This is a genomic window from Bradyrhizobium australafricanum (assembly GCF_020329495.1).
Taxonomy (GTDB): domain Bacteria; phylum Pseudomonadota; class Alphaproteobacteria; order Rhizobiales; family Xanthobacteraceae; genus Bradyrhizobium; species Bradyrhizobium australafricanum.
The window spans coordinates 39,699-57,380 of the sequence record NZ_JAGKJL010000011.1 but is presented as its reverse complement, the minus strand read 5'-3'; the positions used below and the strand labels follow the sequence as shown (position 1 = coordinate 57,380).

Here is a 17,682-nt window from a genome sequence, read left to right as displayed (position 1 = left end):
ATGGCGAGCGATCAGGCGGACGATGCAGCGATCACTGAAGCGGCCAGCATCATCGCGGCGACGCTGAGGCGGCTCCCAACCCTCTTGCCTGTTGTGGAAGCCGCTTGCACCGCGGTCGCGGCGATCCTGAAAAACCCCAAGCTTGGCGACGACATCGCAATCGCTCTGATCGGTACCCGCAACCCAACTTTGATCCCGATCGGCGAGGGCATCGCGAAAATCGCGGCGGAAGTTCAGGTACTCAACGGCGAACATGAACACGGTCGAACGAACTGAGCGGATCAAGTCGCTGGTAAAGATCGCCGTCGCCATCCTCCGGCGCAACGATAATGGCGGCTATCTCGATCTTCCCGAGGGTGGGCGCGTTCGCTCCTATGAGTTTCGTTTCAACGAGATGGCCCTGTCGTTGCGTCGTCGTGTCGACGACGACGCGCAGGAAGCAACGTTGATCGTGAAATTCGATGGCGAGAAGGTCCTGGGTGCGTCGTGGACGGTCGACGGCTTCACGAAGCGATCGTTTAAGCCGGGCGGATGGGAAAAGGTTCTGCGTCGTTACAGCCGGCTGCCAGTGCTGCGTGGCATTCAGCGCGCGCCAGTGGATGATCGGCCGCGTTGAGGGGCAGGGTCAGCGCTTACCCCCCTGTTCCTTCGGATAGCGCTTCCATTGCACGTAATCGTAGTTGCCGGACCACCGATAAACGATGCCGTCGCATTGCTCGCATCTGAAGTACTTAGTCGCCGCCGGTCGCGATACTTGGCTGGCTTCGTAGACGGCCATGCAGCCCTCACAAACGAACATGACACTGACGCTGCTTTCTGCGCCGGGCATCCTCGTTCTTTTGGAGCTGGTGTCTGTCATCGGGGTCGCCAGATTGGGCGGGGCCACAGTCTCTCCCGGAGAACGGCGGCCCCTGACCGCGCGGTACGCATGACCAAAGCCAATCAGCGCGGCTGGCACAATGATTGGACGTAGACCGAGGCGCAGCAACGCCATTCAGTTCTTAACCTTGCTGTTTGAGGTTAACGGGTAACGTTGATCGCCGCCCGCGACCCGGGCATCGTTCGACGGACAGTCGACGCCACCGTCAAGGTCCGGCAAGGGGCTTACGAAGGCTGACGTCAGGCGGGCGACGGCGTGCCCGCGCGGCTTTGACGTTTTACGTATCCGGTGAATTGCGGGGAAAACCCACGGCAATGTAACCTACGTCACGCGCAGCCCAGCCGCTTAGCCGAGACTATCCCGCTGTAGGCTTTCAGCGAGGACACTTGGACCACGAGTTCTGCAAGGAGAGGGCATGGACCGTTCGCGCGCTGGCCGAAGGGGCTGATCCCTTTATCAAGCTGCGCCTTCTGCAACTAGCGGTCCACTACGAACGGCGCTTTGTGCAATCGGAAGCGCCGATCTGCGGCCGCTCGCCACGATCGCAAATTCCTCCACCGCCCAACGACCACGAGTAATGCTTGGCGATCAACAGAAAGCTGAGCACAGCGCCCGTGATAACTGCAATCACCAAGCCGTTGAAAAAGCTATGGCGAGCACTCGTCCAGATCGAAGCCGCCTGCGCCACGCTCGCGCCTCGCCCGATCGGAGCGTCGCGCTGAACGCTGTTTCGCCTCTTGGTTGATTTTTCGCTCATGGAAGGGGTCGCCGTCACCATACTCAACGCGCACGACGGCGACCGTCTGAGGCCTTCAGGGCCACGATTAAGTTAGGGTGATTTTGGTGAACGATCGGTTATCGATCAGGAAAATTCGAGTTGGCGAGGGGATAAGCCGGCGCATCAGTCAGATTTTTGACCGGCGGTTAACCGATCTCGCCGAGACTGCGTACCCAGCCAGACCGGAGACGTGGAAGTGTCCTTCCAACTGACCGTCTTGAAAGTGCTGGCCGGCCAGTCCGCCGGGCGGGCCTCCGTTGCCGAAGTCCGGCACGCCGTTGCGATCTTGATGAACAGCGGCAAGGACTGGACCGATCGCATGAAGCGGTTAGCCGAACATGCGCCTGATCTGAATATCTTCTCGGCTAAGTTCGTGTTTCGCGATGCTAACGGCTGGGAAATCACGGAGGAGGGGCGGCAATTCCTGGCCGCCCTCGAAACGGCGGTCGCCGTTCGAAGATCGCCGCTCCGATCAGTCGACGATCAGCCAACTAGCGAGCCTGAGGGGCAAGCCGCGACGGAAGCTGCAAGATTGTCTGATCCTCCCCGAAGTCATCGTCAGAGGCCGCGGCGTCGCCCGGGGAAAGGGCGATCCAATCGGCGCAGAGCGTGAAGCGGCCAGCCAGTTTCGTCGTTAGCAGAAACGCAAGCTTTCTCGCGCAGCATCGATCTTATTTGCATTAGTTGTTGATGGGCACGGAAATGATTTCTTTTCCCGACAGGCGAAAGTCTGTGCGCAATCCATCGTTGGATAATGCGTTGATCAGGTTTGGTGACATGTCACTGTGCTGTGTCGTGCGCGACATCACAGAGAACGGCGCGGCGTTGAAGGCAGATGATCCGCCATCGTCTCTTCCTGACCAGTTCACGCTTATCGTTCCACCCAGCAAAGCCTTCTCCTGCAGCGTCGTCTGGCGCAAAGATGGATGGGTTGGCGTCGCATTCGCTACGGAGTGAAATGCGTGATTGCCTCCCAAAACGTCTGCGAACGGAGAAAACTTCTATGGCAATGTAACCTGCATCACACACAGTCCAACCGCTCAACTGGCACAATCCCGCGGGCATTCAGCGGGGACGCCATGGACGACGAGTTTTGCAAGGAGCGGGCGCGGACTGTGCGGGCGCTTGCTGAACAAGCTGATCCCTTCATCAAGTTGCGGCTTCTGCAGCTGGCAACTCACTACGAACGGCGCGTCGATCGACCCGAAAAATCGGCCCCATTGTCGAGTGAAACGCCCGAGACTTGATCAGAGCCTAGCGCCGTTTCAATCGCGCGATACCAACGCGAAGCCGTTTTCGAGCGCCTGCTGGAAAATTGCTTTCAAGCCCTGATCGGCCAAGATCGCTGCGCCTGGACGGAAGTCGCTGACGACGCGCCAATCGAAGCCCGCGGTCGGTACGGGCAGTTTGGCTGGATCGAGAGCGTAGGCGGTTCGGCCGGGTCCTTCGCCATAGGCGCCTCGCTCAACGAATTTTTGAAGACGGTTCATCTATTCCCCCCGATCACCAATGAAGGCAGCCTGCCATGCCGGGAGGAGGGCGGCAACGCAGGCCGCAGACATAGGCCGGCGCCGACGCCTCTAGCCGATCAGCCTCTAGTCTGGCGGCCGCCGCTTTTCCCGTGCCCCCAACGCCGCTGGGCTCCGACCATGAGACGCCCCCAATCTGGCCGGCACATGGGGCGTTGAAATCTGCTCATCACCCTTTACCCGGTACTCGCGGTCGAAGAAGGCTTTGACGGCCGGCGTATACCGGCCGCCCATCAGTGTGTCTCTTTTCGGAAAGCCGCGTTCTTCCAGAAGCTGGACGACCTGTTTCCAATGGCGAAGCTGACGGGGTCCTAAGACGGCCATCGCCAAATCATCCTCGCCAGCGAAAAGCGGCAGCTCGTGTAGCGGTCGGAAGCGCTTCGTCATGAGCCGATCTGACCGACGATCATGCCGCCGAACTTGCGGCGCCGCGGCACTCCGGGGTTGGGGTCAAGCCCGTCAAGCCAAGCGTCCAACCGCACCCGAAGGTAACGCCGGCCCCGGCTGGACGGCGTGAACTCGATCGGCTTGACCGGGCATATCTCGACGAACGTGTCGACCGACAGTCCGCAATAGGCGGCGGCCTGATCCTGCCTAAGCGCCGCCGGCCAGTATGGAAGCCCGTCGGTCATCAGCTGATCCTCGCGGCCTCTTCGATCGCGGCCCGCTTCAGGCGGCCCCAGACGCGCCACCAACGCGCGGGGAAATGCTCCCCGGCTTCCGGCCCATAGCGGCGCCAGCGCTGCCGCAGGCGGCCCCAGACCCGCCGCCGGGCCTTCGGGATCGCGGGCCAATGCTTCCCGCACCGGCGCAGAGTGCCCAGCGTCAAGCCGCCGGGCGCTCTAACGCATTTGTCGCGGTCAGCGTTCGTCATCGCCGGGCGAAATCGATGACTTCCTTCAGGAAGCGCACAAGGTCATCCGGTCGGTAGTGGAACAGGTCAGCGGGGTCATCGCCACGCGCAAGTAGCAGCTGAGCCTTCGTTGCGATATCGGAGGGGGACGCAAACGGCGTAGCAAAAATGGCATCGGCGACCGTCTCAGCAGCCGCGTGTGCTGCATCGCAGGCGACATCGGCTGCCTCGTCGTTGTCGGCGGCTTGCTCGGCTAGTGCGTAGACGCGGCGCTTTTCAGCGTTCGCAGTTTGATAGCCCCGAAAGAGTTGGGGTATGGTGCTGGCAGCTTGCTGCATGATCTATCCTATCGTGTTGCAGGTCAGGACCGCAGGCAGTTAGCGCTGCCTGCGGTCTGCTTTGATTAACGGATGAGCGCGACCGGGTACAACCGGGAAGGTGACCGGGCGAAGCGGGAATTTCACCGCCCCGTCAGGTTGCTGCCCCGGAGCAACATAGCGCTGAGCCTTCTGTCCAGATCAAACCTCAGCCTAAGGCAGCACTCCCCTTTAGGGCGAGCACTTGGTAGGCTTCCCGTCGGGCGGAGGCGGGTATGAACCTAATCATTCTTTTGATGCTAGTGGGCGTTGGAGTGGTGGCGTACGCCATCGTCAACAATCGAAGCAAGGCGGCTGCGGTTCAGGAACGACAGCGATCTGCGGCGCTCGATAATGATTACGCAGAGGTGCAGCAAGCGATCGCGGCGACATCGAGGCTTGGCAACGAGCACCGGTCGACCGGTAACGCCAATTGGCATGGGAGTGAGCAGGAGCCCTGGCGCAAGCTGCTCACGGACGGCGTCCACGACGCGCTGGACGAAGACACTGGCGAAATGGTCACGATCCATCCTCAAACCGCGTCCGATCATGTTGAAGGGGCCTTGGTGTCGTTCGGTTACCGTGATGCATCTGACAATCCTAGCCGTCGGATGCTGTTGTGCTCGAAATGCTGGGAGGAGTACGGAGCCCTCTACGTGCGCGGCTATTGCACGCTTCGCGAAGCAATGCGTACGTTCCGCCCCGACCGCATGACCAATCTTTGTGAAATGCGAACCGGTACGCAAATCTCCGATCCCATCGCCTATTTCGAGAGGTTCCTTGCGGATCAGCACGCAGCTGAGCAGGCGGCAGCCGAACAAGTGAAGCGCAACCGGGAAGCCGCTCTGGCGCGAAAGCAGCTAGCGTACAATGCCAGAACTGACTGCATCGCTGGCCTGCGCATTCTCGCGTATATCGCACTGGCTGACGGCGTCAGGACTGAAGATGAAGCAAATATCGAGGGCTCGTTTGTTGAAGCCCGGCTCGCAACTCGCGGCTACAGCTCAGATGCAGAGTTGACCAAGGCCATGACCGATATTGCGCGCGGGCTTGCTGTGCCGGAAAGCACGTTTAAGACGGCGATCAGAGCAGTTAAAACTGATCCAGCCTACGGAAAGCTCGTGTTGGATTGTGCCGAACGTTTAGCGTCCGTCGACGGATCAATAAATCCGACGGAACAGTCCGCACTCGATCGCTTGCGAAAGGCAATGAAGGCTTCGGAGTAGCAGGCAGGTTGCCCACAATATCACGGTCGGCCGCTTCGGCCGCCGCCTATTAAATGAGCTTCCGGCGCTTCCGGTTCCCCGTTAACCCATAAGTTGTGGCGATGTGATGTAGTACCGATTTTGGGGATTATGTCCGGTGGCCAAGAAGCCAACAATTTTAGACCCGGCCGATGGTTTGGTCGTCTCCGAGGTCGGAGAATGGGCGTCTGAGAAGCACGCAAGGGTGCAGCGATATATTGAGATCGCGAGTAAGGCACGCGCCCTGTATGTGCCGCCGCCAAACTGGCGCGGCGGGGCGAGCTATATCGAACTGTTCTCGGGGCCAGGCCGCTCGCTCATTCGGGACACTTCGCGCATTATCGATGGCAGCCCCCTGGTGGCACATAGCGCGGCACTGACAAGCGACGTCCCGTTCACGGCGATGCACCTCAACGACAGCGACCCGGCGATGACGGCCGCTGTCGACCAGCGACTTCGGGCGCTCGGCGTCATTCCAGCCACCTACAGCGAGCCAGCAGAGATCGCCGTCGATCGGATCATCGCCGCGATCAACCCGGCGGGGCTTCATTTCGCTTTTTTGGACCCCTTCAATCTCGATGGCCTGTCGTTCGAGATCATCAAGAAGCTTGCAAGGCTCCAGCGCGTCGACATGCTCATTCACGTCAGCGTGCAGGACCTGCAGCGCAACCTTGACGACTACAGCAGGCCCGGCGATGTCTTCGACCGCTTCGCACCCGGATGGTACGATCACGTCGACACGAAGCAGTCAATCAATTCGTTTCGCGCGGCGCTCATGGAGTATTGGTTGGGCGAGATTAGAAAGCTTGGTACAATGCCCGCCAAGGGCGTCGAACTGATCGTCGGCTCGAAAAGGCAGCGGCTCTATTGGCTAGTGTTCGTGAGCGCGCACAGTCTTGCGCAAAAGCTCTGGGACGCGATCCGCGATCCCATGAAACAAACCACGATGGATTTCTGATGGCCGACACTTCAATCGAATGGACGGACGCGACTTGGAACCCCGTCGCTGGCTGTACGGTGATCTCACCGGGCTGCACCAATTGCTACGCGATGCGCATGGCGGCTCGGCTCGATGCGATGGGCGTGAAAAAGTATCGCTCCCTGACCCGCAAGAGCGGCAAGCGTGCGGTCTGGACCGGAAAAATCAGGCTTGATCGCGAGGCGCTCGGGATACCGGCACGATGGAAAAAGCCGCGACGGATTTTCGTGAATTCAATGTCGGACCTATTCCACGAGGCAGTGCCTGCGGAATTCGTCGCAGCCGTTTGGACCGCGATGCAGGCCACGCCGCAGCACACATTCCAAATCCTGACGAAGCGGCCAGACCGGATGGCGGACATCACGGTTCCGCTGCCCGTGCTGCACAACGTCTGGCTCGGGACGAGCGTCGAGAACGGTGACTATATTGGACGCATTGACGATCTTCGGCGCGTCAACGCCTCGGTACGGTTCGTTTCCTTTGAGCCGCTGCTCGGCTCGGTCGCGCAGGCCGATCTATCCGGAATTCATTGGGCAATCGTCGGCGGCGAAAGCGGCCCGCGCTCTCGGCCGATGTCCGAGGAATGGGTCAGAGAGATCGAGGTCGCCTGCCGAGCCGCAAAGACGGCGTTTTTCTTCAAGCAGTGGGGCGGCGTCCGTAAGAAGAGTACAGGGCGGCACTATCGTGGGCGCACGTTTGACGAGATGCCGCGCGCGCGAGAACTGCAGTTCGGTTAGTGTCCGGCATCCGCGCTTTGCGTAGGGCGTTCGTATGGGGGTTCTTGCAAGGGTTTGCTGCCAACTATTTCGGCCTTGATCTTCCGCCAATGGAAATCAAGCACCTCTCGCGCGGCGGTGACCAGCCGCTCGTCTTGCGCCTGTCGTTCATTCTGAGTGTCTAATTTGAGAATGTCGTCACTCACTTGCCAAAGCGCTTGTTGATATTTCTTCCTCTGGTTCAGCAACAGATCGAGCTGCGTCCCGAGATATGAAAGCCTCCGGTAGTCGGCGTCGGTCTTGGCAGGGTCATCATCTTCCCAACTCATCAGGATCGAGTGATATTCCGATAGGCTGTCGCGCAACGATTTGAGCCACTCAAGGCGAACGTTGGCGAGTGCTCTGGTCCCGGCCTGTTTAGCTGTCATCATGGCGGCATCGGCAGCGGTTTTTGCGATAGCTGCCTGTTTCGAGCCCATCTTGTACGTGATGATCGGGCTAACGAGCCCAACGATCAGCGCGACAAGCGCCGCAATTAGCGCAGCCGCTGACGAGGGTGTCGTCAAGATGGGCTGTAACGCGATGATCAGACCGCCGCGCAAGGGCGCAGCCGCAAAATACCCGGCAAAGAAGCTAACTGCGACCGCGCCAATCCCAATGCCAAGCAACGTACCCTTTGCCATCAACCAAGCCCCCAAATATTCCCCAAAGGATGGAGCTTAGCATCATTAGGTTGCAGATGGAGCATTCTGCACTTTAGGCCACGACGCGATCTTCCTTCTCGGTGCCGCGCATCACGATCTTGAGCATTTCATCGGCCAACGGGCGTTGAAGTGCCTTTGCTTCATCCCAGGGCGCGCGCATCCACACGTCGCGTTCTTCGTCGGTCGTCAGAATGGCCGGCATGGCCTTGGGATGGATCGGTTCGACGACGGCGTTCGGCGCCGTCGTTAGGAAACCGTAGACGTCATGAGGGCCGGCAATAGGCTTCGACTTGGTGCCGCGGTCGCCCTTAAACACGGTCCAGATGCCGGCGAAAGCCGTCAGCGGCCGGTCGTCGTTCAACGCAAACCAAACGACGTCCTTTTTCTTCGTCTCAGGGTCTGGCTCCGGAGCGTATTCGGCGAAGCTGTTGAACGGCACAAGGCAGCGATTTTCAGGCTTCAGCCAGCCTCGCCAGTGCGGTGATGACGTGTTGCGGATGTTCGTCACCGGCGGCCCGCCCGTGCGTGGCGGCGGCGGCATGCCCCAGCGCATCAGCGCGAGTTCGGTCCCGGCGTCGGTATTGCGAACAACGGGGGCAGGATAGTCCGGAAAGACGCCGGGCATTGCGGGCAGGTTGCCGACGTAGCGATTGACGACGCGGAAGAGGGCGGCGATGGCGGCTTGGTTCGTGGTTATCGAATAGAGATTGCACACGCTGGGTGCGCCTATCTGACTGAACGCGCAATTTGGTCGATCAGGCAGAACACTGCTTCCGCTCGGCTACGGATGCGTTCCAGATCGCTTGTGGGCCTCGCCACGCCTGTCTTGCTTCGCGTTGCAGACGTGGTTTGAATTCCGGGCTCCATGTATCCCCTTTCGACATAATCATTTTCAAATAGCGCGTGAATGAAGTCGTTTCGATCTTCGGCGAGTTGTCTTAGTTCTCGTTCCGCTTGGGGCACGGTCGCTGCGATCTGAGGATCAGCTACTCGGCCTTTTATGGCAGTCGCCCAAAGTTGACCTTGGCCACCGGCCGTCGCGTTCCGTATCTTTTTTGAAGCGACAGGGTCGACGCGATTTGCTGATGAAAACAGGACGCTTTCGATCAAGCCCATAATCTCTACCAACTCACCGAGCATTGCATGCTCGTCCTCTGTGAGGACGAGATATAGCGTGCTTCCGGTCATCTTCGGGATCACCTTTCTCCGGGCCACCATGTCGATCGTGGATCGTCAGCTGAAATCTTGGTCGCGCGCAGTGCGATCAGATGGCTGCGCTTGAATGGATAGCCGCGCTGCTCGGAGCACTGCTTGCACCGCATGTATCGCTCCAACTCATGGATCGGCGTTGTCTTCGGCCGCCGAACGATATCGAGCGCCACGGTCTGATGGGTATCGCAACCCAAGCACTTCACTTCGAGGTAGCGATAGCCGGCGTTCAGCGCGTCACCCAGGGCAGGGGACGGCTGCGCCGGCCCCTGGAACGCAAGCATGCGAGCTGTCCACGCTTCGCAGGCCAGCCGATCTGCGGCTCTACGCGCGTCCGCCGCGCGCTCAGCTTTGGCCCGAACGGCGCCGCCGTAGATGCTTTCTCGCGATTTGCTGCCCATGGCCGCAAGGATGGGCGGATCGGGCGTGTGAGGCAAGCCGCTATACCTTGGGGCATGATCGGACGACCAGGCTATCGATCCGTCAAGCCTCGTGTCCGTCCGCGCCTCTCCCGGAGATGCCCGGGCTAGGCCCGGGCATTGCCCTTAAGGATAGCCCGTTTTCTCCCTTGCGCGGTTGATTGTTCCGTCATCAACTAGAAGGCGAAACAAAAAGCGGGAGAACGAGAGTGTCGAGCGAGGCCACTGAACGGCGAGGGATGAGCCAGTGGCTATTTGCCATCACCTGCTCTGTTCTGATTGTGATCATTGTGATCCTGTCGATCAGCATATACGGCAGTAGCCATCCGGCTTCTGTGAACGCCACGGAATACACTGCCAGCTTTACGGACGCCGCAATAAGGTACTCTCGGTTGAGTGAGGGTCCGATTAAAGCCACGGTCATGGCTCGCACCATGATGGGGCAGGCCGCTGCTTGCGGCGTAGATCAAGAGAGAGTGGTCCGACTGGTTGCCTCGTCCACCGCCGTATTGCGAGCCTTGAGGGCCGATAGGGATACCCTGCAGCTGGCGGACGATGTCATAAAGGAGGGCGTGAGCATGCAGCGCGCTGGCAAGGGCGCTTCGTGTTCTGAGGTTCAGCGCGCATTTGATATTGCCGAGCAAACGTTTCGGTCACGAGGAATTTTGATGAAGTGACGGCCGGCAAGGTCGGCCGCTAGAGGATTGGCGCCGCGCACACCATCGCCGAGCAAAACCACGGACGCAGGTCAAACGCCCGCGAGGCTCAAAAGGCGTCTAAGCTCTTCAGGAACCAGGCGCGGAAGTCTTCTATCTTCGGCGTCCAGACCTCCAGCTTCGACGCCGCCCGCGCGATCATCATGGCAGCGTCGAAGCACTCGATTTGCATCTCGTTGTCGCCGCCGTGCTTCAACCAGTCGCGTTCTCGGTTGAGCAGCGTGATCCAGTCCTTCTTTTTTGCAAATCTCTCTTCAGCGCGCGGATTGTCCCGTAAGCCGGCGAACAGATGATTGCCCTCGCGCTCGATCATCCCTTCGGCCGCGCCGGCGAGCGTTAGGGCAATATCGAACTTGCCGCGTTCGAGGGCATCAATTGCTGCATCGACCTGTCGCGTCGCGGCTTGGGTCAGCGATAGGTTGAGCGGATCGACGGGCAGCCGCGGGCCGCGGAAGCGGCGACGCGGCGTTTGCTTTCCGGCTAGGCGATCCATCAGCTGAAGCCCCAGGGCGTTTGTTGGATCACGTTCATGGGCGTCGGCGGGGCCTCGTTGGATACGTCTAGGGAACGGCCGTCGCCGGCCGGGACCGAACAGAGCCTTTGAACCCAGCGGTTCGACGAACTATCCGGCGTCGTCATCTCTCGGCCTGCTCGGGCCGCCCTGCTGACCATCGCGAGGCTTCATAGGGAAAACGATCGCTGGTCACCACGGCGAATTCCTTGCGAAACGCATGTTGCGGTCAACCGCCTGAGACGGGAGACCAGCGAGCCTCGACAAGCAGTTTGCCGCTTTCAATGAAGAAGCGGTAGTTCATCGAAACGACACTGGCGTTGTTCAGTCGGGACGTTGCGGTGCAGCGAATTTCGCTGCTTGTTTTGCTCACCTCGTTTATGTCGGTCAAAGTTACGATCGCCAGACCGGCAGCCTTACCTGCCGGCGAATTGGCGACGACGTTCTTCAGATCGGATTGGGCGAAGTAGCCATCGCAGGTCGGTATCGTTGCTGGCGCGGAAGCGAATTGAATTCCGATCAGGGCGACGAACGCGATGCCAGACATGATTGCTAAGGGGAGCATCCCGGCAGGCGGCGGATCGCTTGGCTGGCGGTCGGACTTGGTGAGCAGCAGCCACGGAAGCGCAACGATGGGGACCATGGCACCGAACAGCAGCCACCAGAGGAAGCTGCGCCCGCGCCGGACGGCGAAGGCTCCAATTCCAAGGCCGCCGAACGCCATTGCGCCCGCGGTGTATACGTAGTCCGGTATGCTCATGACGCCCCCAGTTGTAGAGACGACATTACTCGCCTCGTCGTGGGCCGGGCATGCTCCCGGGAACGTTTTCCCCAGAAGTGGTGCAATCCTTTGGTTGATAGGGACGTGATGGACCTGCAGGCGCCATGGTCATTGGCGCGCCCTTATCGGGACGATGACGTCGTTGTCAGGAGCCGGCGGCGCTTCGCCCATCGCAGCGGCGATGTCGCCGCCAATGCGCTCCGACGCGCGCCGGACCGGGTCGTTCGCCAGATGCGCGTATTTCGCCGTCGTGGCCGCGTCGGCGTGGCCCAGTATGGCGCCGATGATTGGCAGGCCGACGCCAGCGCCGGCTCCGACGCTCGCATGGGTGTGCCGCAGATCGTGAATTCGAAGACCCTGAAGGTCGGCCCGCTTGGTGATAGCGCGCCACGGCCGATGAAGATCGGACCGGGGCGCTTCTTCCTCAGTCCCGGCGGATCGACCGGCGATCACGAACTGACCGACGCGGGGCAGGGCAGTCAGGATTTGCACAGCCGGCGCGTTCAGGACGATCGGCTTCCGGCCGGTCTTGCTGTCGTCCAAGAACAGCATGCCGCGTTCAAGGTCGACGCTGGTCCAGCGCAAGTGCAGGATTTCCCGGAGCCGGGCGCCGGTCAGGATCAGCAGGCGAATTGCCGCCGCGGAGTGCGGATCAATGATCGTCCGGCGGTTCTCGGGCTTGCGGGCATGTTTTGCCGTTGGCTTGGTTTCGTCGACAAGGTGGGGAAGGCCGACCGTTTCGGCTTCGCGCAGCGCCGTACCCAAACGTGCCAGTTCTTCGGTCGTCAGGTAACGCTCCCGGGAGGTTTCCTTGAACAGATCGATCGTGCGGGCCGGGTTGTCAGTCCGGTCAATCTCCCGGGCCTTGATGCCCCATGCGAAGAAGCCCGACAGCGTGGCGACGACGCGGTTCGCGGTTGACGGCTTGTCGGCGTCGATCCCGATCTGGCGATGTAGCTTCCGGATTTCGGCTTCGGTGACGTCCTTAGCCCGCTTGCCACCGATCGCGGGCAGGATGTGAACCTTGAAGTAGAGGCTGTACAGCGCGAGCGTCGACGCCTTGCGGCCGACCTTGGCGTCGGCTCGCAGGAACTTCGGCGACAATTCCTTGATGGTCGGCGCTTCGCGGCCCTTGGCGATATCGTTGGCAGGATCGCCCCCCAATCGAACGGTCGCCAAGATATCCTTGGCGCCCCCGCGGGCTTTCTCACTGGTCAGCGTGGCGAGCGACCCCAGCGTCATGCGCCGGGTCGGGGCGCCGCGGCCGCCGCCGGTGGCGCGGTACTGCACGACCCACGACTTCGCGCCGGTCGTCGTCACGCGAATGCCGAAGCCGGGAAGGTCGTCATCCCATTCGATGAAGGTCCGGTCGCGCTGCCCTAGTCCGTCGACGAAGGTCTTCGTCAATCGCGCCATCTTTGCCCCCTAAATTCCCCGTGTAAGCACCGTGTAAGCACGGCGAGAGGAAGCGAGCGGAATGCCCGTCAATTCGGGTAATCGAATAACCTTCTGAGAACAAGGGATTATTCGAGAGTGTTGACAGAGGAAGAAAGCGCGTGAATGCGACGGAAGACCGGAAAATCAAACTGGGAGACTAGGGGTCGGAGGTTCAAATCCTCTCGCTCCGACCATTTTCTCAAAATTCGTTCGGTGCGGTTTGAAGCGGACGCGCGTCGCGCGCCGCCGGCTTGCGATTGGTTGCCAATGTTGTTGCCAATCACGGAAAGCTATGCGCGGAAGCCAACACGCTGCCGTCAATATCGAGCAAACGCTCGTTGAAGAGGCAGCACCTAGCCGATCGCACCGGCGGCTGTCGTGTCGATGAACAAGCGTTCATGGAACGTCACTGATTTCAGGCGGTTAGTTGCGGGGCGCATTTTGGAGGACAAAATGAAGCACGCAATCATCGTCCTTTCCGCGGCATGCCTGATCGCTTCCACCCCGGTTGCTTTTGCACAGGGCGTTTCGAGCAAATCACCTGGACACGAGATGCAAAAGAAGGGCTCCAAGAAGGGCAGTCACGGCGCTTCGGGCTATGCACCCGGGCACGAGATGCAGGCACGAGGATCGAAAGCCGGGAGCCCAGGAGCCTCTGGCTACGCCCCTGGTCAGACGACGGGCTCGGGCAGCGGGATGACCGGAGGCAGCTCGACCAAGTCCAGATAGTTACACTGCCAGGTTGGTTTCGCGGCGCCCCGGCCGTCAGCGCCGGGGCTCCTTTTCCATGGCCCGTTCACGAATCGACCGCGGCTTGGCCCGTTTCATGCTTTCCATTGAGGGGCAAATGGGGGGCCAACATGATTGCTGAACACTTCCTGGTCTGGGCTGCGCTGCTGAGCGTTCTCGCTTTCCTGGCGTTCCAGTCGCCGGGGCGCGGACACCGATAAGTCTCCGCTTCCAACGCTTCGCGAGGTGAGCGGCGCGATCGTGCCGGTTGCCAGTCGTCCCGTCCGCTGCAGAGCCGGTCGCCTCAGGCCTCGGCTTCCATCGCAACAATCAGGCAGGCCTTTTCCAGGCGGTTGGTGAGCATCGAAAGCTTGGCCGTGAACTCGGCCAGCTCAGCCTCGCTGAACTCCTCGAACACGGTTTTCTTGAACGCCTTGTGCTGTTCGGCGAGGCCCGCGAGGTGTTTTTTGGTCTTGTCGGTCAGCGACAGCCGGACCACGCGCGCATCGGCCGGGGAGGGTGCGCGCCGCAGCAGTTCCTTCTGTTCGAGCAGCTTGGACTGCGTGGTCACGAACGACGGATCAACGTGCAGCAGCTTCGACACCACGTTGATCGGCACGCCGTCATCCTTGTCGAGATCCGAGATCGCGATGAGAATCATCCATTGCGGACCGCTGACGCCAAGCGACTTGCCCCAGAACTGACGGACGCGCTCCAGATGCGAGTTGATGGCCGAAATCTCGAGCGTGAACCGCTTGATGATGTCGAGATGTTCGATGGCGCGCTGGCGCGTCGAATCCTTCCTTGTCACTGACACAGCTTCCTCTTCCCTCGGGCGCCGACTCAGCTTTGTGCTGATTTATTTCTTGTTTTCCGCGCTGCAGTAGGTTTTTTCCCGCAAGCCGCCAACGAACGCAAGTGAACGTAAAGTAATTATGATGGTCGTGTGACAGTTGGACTATTTGGGATGTGACAAGTTTTCTCAGGTAGGCAAAGGGCTTACAGGCAGCGTTGCCGGCGAGACACAGTGTGGCCGCATTCGCATTCCTGACTTTATAAACTATTTTGATTGGCGAACTCGCCAATGCATATTGAACCCGGCGGTAGGGGAATCTCGATCGTCCCGTTGCGGTGATCGTTCAAGTCCGTCGCACACCACAGATTGATCTGAGGGTGCGGGGTTTGGGGAAAACGGTCTTGGACAATGCGGGAGGATCACGGGGCGCTCGCGGCCTCGGACTCTCCGCATATGAGCAACTTGGAGGTTTAATATGAATTTGAAGAGCCTTATCCTGGGCTCGACGGCTGCGCTGGTCGCGGTCGGCGGGGCACAGGCGGCCGATCTTCCCGTCAAGGCCAAAGCGGTCGAGTACGTGAAGGTTTGCTCGCTTTACGGTCCGGGCTTCTACTACATCCCCGGCACCGACACCTGCATCAAGCTGGGCGGCTATGTGCGTGCTGACGTCGTGGTGAACGGCAACAGCGTGTACGGCGCGAACTACAACGGCGCCAGCGGTGCCAACAACCGTTTCACGAACGGCTACACCTGGCGTTCGCGTGAAGACTTCAACATCGATACGCGCACCGCGACCGAATACGGCGTGGTCCGCACCTATTTCGATGCGGTGTTCACCTGGACCTCCGACACCTATGCCGGCCAGGGCAACGGCTCGACCGTGTACTCGGCGATCGGCTCGTCTTCCGCGCCGAACAACGCTGGTTCGGGCAACGTGGCTGCCGGTACGGTCGGCGTCTACTACGCCTTCATCCAGTTCGCCGGCTTCACGATGGGTAAGGCGGTTTCGCAGTTCGCTGCCCCCTGGAACGGTTATCCGGGCAACAACTACGACGCACTCGTCGGTGGCGTGAACACCACCAACGGCATCAACCAGTTCACCTACACCGCGCAGTTCGGCAACGGCGTGTCGCTGGCTCTGTCGGCGCAGGACCAGGTTGCCTACATGCAGGCTGGCGTGAACAACCTCAGCGTCGGTGGTGCTTACGGCTCCAGCGACTACGCCGGCACGATCGCTCCGGACTTCGTCGCTTCGCTCAAGGTCGACCAGGCTTGGGGTATCTTCCAGGCGTCGGTCGCCGCGCATGACAACCACGCTGCCTACTACGGCGGCACCGAGTTGACCGGTCATCCCGACGACAAGTGGGGTTGGGCTGGTGCGTTGGCCCTGTCGATCAAGAACATCCCGACCGGACCCGGCGACACCATCAACATCCAGGGCGTCTACACCGACGGTGCGACCCGTTACAACATCCAGGAACTGGCCAGCCAGGCCGGCGCGATCGCCATCTTCGGCGGTTCGAGCCTGCCGGGCGTCTATGGCAGCGTTGGCTTCGGTACGGCACCCGACACGGTGTTCGGCCCCGGCGGTCAGCAGCAGTCCATCAAGACCTGGGGTATGCGCGGTGCGTACACCCACAACTGGGATCCCTACTGGAACACCAGCTTGTACGGTGCGTTCGCCGCTGTTTCGTACAACGATGCGGCTAAGTCGCTCATCTGCGGCGTTGGTGGCGTCGGTGGTTCGTTCCGTGCCGCATTCGCTGGCGGCGCTGGCGTGACCGCCTGCAACCCCGACTACAACATCGCGCAGATCGGCGTGATCACCCGTTGGACCCCGGTCAAGAACCTGACCTTCTCGGCCGACGTGACCTACTCGCACCTCGATCAGAAGTATGCCGGTATCATCACCACGTCGTCGACTGCTATCGGCAAGCCGACTGCGACCTACGAGCTGAAGGATCAGGACACTGTCCAGATGCTCTTCCGCGCTCAGCGCAACTGGTAATTCCGGTTGATCTGATCACGATCCAACAGAACCCCGGCAGGCAACTGCCGGGGTTTTTCTTTGCGAAAGATTCTAAGGAGAGCTGCGCTGCGTCAATTCGGTCCACGCGAACGACGAAGACGAGCCATGCGATTCATTCGCCGCAGACTTATTTACTTACCTGATCTACTAAACTATATACGCCACGGCCAACACATTGAATGATGGCTCTTAGCTAGCTGCTAAGCCTCCCAAACCTCCGGCAATGCCCTGCCGGAGGTTTTTGATTCAAGGGCCGAGCCGGCGTTGACGATGGTGGCGCGGGTTGCCGTCGCCTTGCCGATTCGATGCCGTCAAGATTTGACGGAATCGATCCGCAGTGCATTCTCGCCATTGATGGGACCCTTCAAGAACAGCCGCCTGGCGCGCATGAGTAGCGGCCACTATTGCCTGATCCGGGATCTCGGGCTGGTGAAGGGCGGCAAGGGATTGCGGCACCATGAGGTGATCATCGATTTCTCGTGGCGCGGCCTGCTCAAGCTGGCCCTGAGCGCGGGTGCAGGCGTCCTGCGGCGGCGCGCATCCGTGCGCATCGAGACAGCCGAATAGCGCGGGGCCGCGTCATGACGCGGCGTGGCCTGCGGCCAGGATGCGCGAGATCATCGCGTGAGGCTCACGCGCTTCGCAAACAAGTGTTCGAGTTCGGACGACGTGATCGCAACATTGTCAGAGCTTCGCCCATGACGATCGCACGCTGTGCCACGCCGCGCGCTGCGCTGTGCGCGGATTGCGATCAACGTAGTTCATCTGTGCAGGTGCTGTCGCGCTGCTTCGCTGGTGTTACCTCGGCGGCAGCGGCCGCGGTGGAAATTCCGGCCGCGATCGCCATCAGCGTTGTCGCGACCAATCTGTTCAGGATGTGCACGATCATCGTCTCCAATTGTCGATGTCGGATTGTTCGCAACGCGGAATGATTTCGTTACGCGGCCACCGTCTCAACCTGCTGCAAGCGGCTCACTTGCGCGTGAGAAGGCGCCGTTGCTGGGCGACAATTCGGT

Annotated in this window: 26 protein-coding genes; 11 read left to right on the top strand and 15 right to left on the bottom strand. The window is 60.5% G+C overall.

The window, feature by feature from the left end:
• Both J6525_RS12365 and J6525_RS12360 read left to right on the top strand, forming a co-directional pair.
• Window positions 1–276, top strand: a complete 276-nt coding sequence (locus J6525_RS12365; protein ID WP_225644700.1) for a hypothetical protein — start codon at window positions 1–3, stop codon at window positions 274–276.
• Window positions 254–616 carry a hypothetical protein gene (locus J6525_RS12360; RefSeq protein ID WP_225644698.1) on the top strand — a complete coding sequence of 121 codons (363 nt, stop codon included), beginning with the start codon at window positions 254–256 and terminating at the stop codon, window positions 614–616. Before J6525_RS12365 ends, J6525_RS12360 begins: the two co-directional genes overlap by 23 nt.
• 9 nt (window positions 617–625) lie before the next feature.
• On the opposite strand, the gene J6525_RS12355 is transcribed toward J6525_RS12360, so the two are convergent.
• A complete protein-coding gene (locus tag J6525_RS12355; RefSeq protein ID WP_225644695.1) occupies window positions 626–778 on the bottom strand; it encodes a hypothetical protein in 153 nt (50 codons plus the stop codon).
• Window positions 779–1,367: 589 nt separating this feature from the next.
• Entirely contained in the window at window positions 1,368–1,637 is a 270-nt protein-coding gene (locus tag J6525_RS12350) for a hypothetical protein (RefSeq protein WP_225644693.1), read from the bottom strand.
• Window positions 1,638–1,854: 217 nt separating this feature from the next.
• On the opposite strand from J6525_RS12350, the gene J6525_RS12345 reads away from it, so the two are divergent.
• The 3 genes from J6525_RS12345 to J6525_RS12335 all read left to right on the top strand — a co-directional run bounded on the left by J6525_RS12345 (window position 1,855) and on the right by J6525_RS12335 (window position 2,905).
• On the top strand, window positions 1,855–2,271 hold the full coding sequence (locus tag J6525_RS12345; protein ID WP_225644692.1) for a hypothetical protein: 417 nt from the start codon (window positions 1,855–1,857) through the stop codon (window positions 2,269–2,271).
• Between the two features lie 77 nt (window positions 2,272–2,348).
• Complete coding sequence (locus J6525_RS47455; protein WP_376708485.1) at window positions 2,349–2,615, top strand: PilZ domain-containing protein; 267 nt, start codon at window positions 2,349–2,351, stop codon at window positions 2,613–2,615.
• 122 nt (window positions 2,616–2,737) lie between these two features.
• Window positions 2,738–2,905 (top strand): hypothetical protein, encoded by a 168-nt coding sequence (locus tag J6525_RS12335; protein ID WP_225644690.1) that lies wholly within the window; start codon window positions 2,738–2,740, stop codon window positions 2,903–2,905.
• 18 nt (window positions 2,906–2,923) lie between these two features.
• Here the strand turns inward: J6525_RS12335 and J6525_RS12330 are convergent, their stop codons facing one another.
• From J6525_RS12330 to J6525_RS12315, 4 genes are all read right to left on the bottom strand, one after another.
• The gene (locus tag J6525_RS12330) at window positions 2,924–3,148 is read right to left on the bottom strand and encodes a hypothetical protein (protein ID WP_225644688.1); all 225 of its coding nucleotides are present in this window, start codon (window positions 3,146–3,148) and stop codon (window positions 2,924–2,926) included.
• A 105-nt stretch (window positions 3,149–3,253) separates the two neighbouring features.
• Window positions 3,254–3,574, bottom strand: a complete 321-nt coding sequence (locus J6525_RS12325; RefSeq protein ID WP_225644686.1) for a hypothetical protein — start codon at window positions 3,572–3,574, stop codon at window positions 3,254–3,256.
• Window positions 3,571–3,819 carry a hypothetical protein gene (locus J6525_RS12320; protein WP_225644684.1) on the bottom strand — a complete coding sequence of 83 codons (249 nt, stop codon included), beginning with the start codon at window positions 3,817–3,819 and terminating at the stop codon, window positions 3,571–3,573. Before J6525_RS12320 ends, J6525_RS12325 begins: the two co-directional genes overlap by 4 nt.
• Before the next feature lie 238 nt (window positions 3,820–4,057).
• Window positions 4,058–4,378 carry a hypothetical protein gene (locus tag J6525_RS12315; protein WP_225644682.1) on the bottom strand — a complete coding sequence of 107 codons (321 nt, stop codon included), beginning with the start codon at window positions 4,376–4,378 and terminating at the stop codon, window positions 4,058–4,060.
• A 254-nt stretch (window positions 4,379–4,632) separates the two neighbouring features.
• Here J6525_RS12315 and J6525_RS12310 point away from each other — a divergent pair, with 254 nt between their 5' ends.
• From J6525_RS12310 to J6525_RS12300, 3 genes are all read left to right on the top strand, one after another.
• Window positions 4,633–5,622, top strand: coding sequence for a WYL domain-containing protein (locus J6525_RS12310; protein WP_225644680.1), 990 nt, complete (start codon window positions 4,633–4,635; stop codon window positions 5,620–5,622).
• A gap of 136 nt (window positions 5,623–5,758) precedes the next feature.
• Window positions 5,759–6,598: a three-Cys-motif partner protein TcmP gene (gene tcmP, locus J6525_RS12305; protein ID WP_225644678.1), complete on the top strand. Its 840-nt coding sequence runs from the start codon at window positions 5,759–5,761 to the stop codon at window positions 6,596–6,598.
• Window positions 6,598–7,356 (top strand): DUF5131 family protein, encoded by a 759-nt coding sequence (locus J6525_RS12300; RefSeq protein WP_225644676.1) that lies wholly within the window; start codon window positions 6,598–6,600, stop codon window positions 7,354–7,356. The genes tcmP and J6525_RS12300 overlap by 1 nt, the downstream gene beginning before the upstream one ends.
• Here the strand turns inward: J6525_RS12300 and J6525_RS12295 are convergent.
• The 4 genes from J6525_RS12295 to J6525_RS12280 form a co-directional block, all read right to left on the bottom strand.
• Window positions 7,353–8,018, bottom strand: coding sequence for a hypothetical protein (locus tag J6525_RS12295; protein ID WP_225644674.1), 666 nt, complete (start codon window positions 8,016–8,018; stop codon window positions 7,353–7,355). The two genes, J6525_RS12300 and J6525_RS12295, sit on opposite strands and share 4 nt — an antisense overlap.
• Before the next feature lie 73 nt (window positions 8,019–8,091).
• Window positions 8,092–8,754 carry an SOS response-associated peptidase gene (locus J6525_RS12290; protein WP_225644673.1) on the bottom strand — a complete coding sequence of 221 codons (663 nt, stop codon included), beginning with the start codon at window positions 8,752–8,754 and terminating at the stop codon, window positions 8,092–8,094.
• 11 nt (window positions 8,755–8,765) lie between these two features.
• A complete protein-coding gene (locus tag J6525_RS12285) occupies window positions 8,766–9,227 on the bottom strand; it encodes a hypothetical protein (RefSeq protein WP_225644671.1) in 462 nt (153 codons plus the stop codon).
• Window positions 9,228–9,235: 8 nt separating this feature from the next.
• Window positions 9,236–9,649 (bottom strand): hypothetical protein, encoded by a 414-nt coding sequence (locus tag J6525_RS12280; RefSeq protein WP_225644843.1) that lies wholly within the window; start codon window positions 9,647–9,649, stop codon window positions 9,236–9,238.
• A gap of 227 nt (window positions 9,650–9,876) precedes the next feature.
• On the opposite strand from J6525_RS12280, the gene J6525_RS12275 reads away from it, so the two are divergent.
• Window positions 9,877–10,344: a hypothetical protein gene (locus J6525_RS12275; protein ID WP_225644669.1), complete on the top strand. Its 468-nt coding sequence runs from the start codon at window positions 9,877–9,879 to the stop codon at window positions 10,342–10,344.
• Window positions 10,345–10,432: 88 nt separating this feature from the next.
• Here J6525_RS12275 and J6525_RS12270 read toward each other — a convergent pair whose 3' ends face one another.
• From J6525_RS12270 to J6525_RS12255, 4 genes are all read right to left on the bottom strand, one after another.
• Entirely contained in the window at window positions 10,433–10,876 is a 444-nt protein-coding gene (locus J6525_RS12270) for a hypothetical protein (protein WP_225644667.1), read from the bottom strand.
• A gap of 247 nt (window positions 10,877–11,123) precedes the next feature.
• The gene (locus tag J6525_RS12265; RefSeq protein WP_225644664.1) at window positions 11,124–11,654 is read right to left on the bottom strand and encodes a hypothetical protein; all 531 of its coding nucleotides are present in this window, start codon (window positions 11,652–11,654) and stop codon (window positions 11,124–11,126) included.
• A gap of 129 nt (window positions 11,655–11,783) precedes the next feature.
• Window positions 11,784–13,091 carry a site-specific integrase gene (locus J6525_RS12260; protein ID WP_225644662.1) on the bottom strand — a complete coding sequence of 436 codons (1,308 nt, stop codon included), beginning with the start codon at window positions 13,089–13,091 and terminating at the stop codon, window positions 11,784–11,786.
• A 1,054-nt stretch (window positions 13,092–14,145) separates the two neighbouring features.
• Window positions 14,146–14,658 (bottom strand): MarR family winged helix-turn-helix transcriptional regulator, encoded by a 513-nt coding sequence (locus tag J6525_RS12255; protein WP_076834347.1) that lies wholly within the window; start codon window positions 14,656–14,658, stop codon window positions 14,146–14,148.
• A gap of 454 nt (window positions 14,659–15,112) precedes the next feature.
• On the opposite strand from J6525_RS12255, the gene J6525_RS12250 reads away from it, so the two are divergent.
• The gene (locus tag J6525_RS12250) at window positions 15,113–16,645 is read left to right on the top strand and encodes a porin (protein WP_225158933.1); all 1,533 of its coding nucleotides are present in this window, start codon (window positions 15,113–15,115) and stop codon (window positions 16,643–16,645) included.
• 408 nt (window positions 16,646–17,053) lie between these two features.
• Window positions 17,054–17,233 (top strand): hypothetical protein, encoded by a 180-nt coding sequence (locus J6525_RS12245; protein WP_050999539.1) that lies wholly within the window; start codon window positions 17,054–17,056, stop codon window positions 17,231–17,233.
• Window positions 17,234–17,417: 184 nt separating this feature from the next.
• On the opposite strand, the gene J6525_RS12240 is transcribed toward J6525_RS12245, so the two are convergent.
• A complete protein-coding gene (locus tag J6525_RS12240) occupies window positions 17,418–17,555 on the bottom strand; it encodes a hypothetical protein (RefSeq protein ID WP_225644660.1) in 138 nt (45 codons plus the stop codon).
• Window positions 17,556–17,682: the final 127 nt, after the last annotated feature.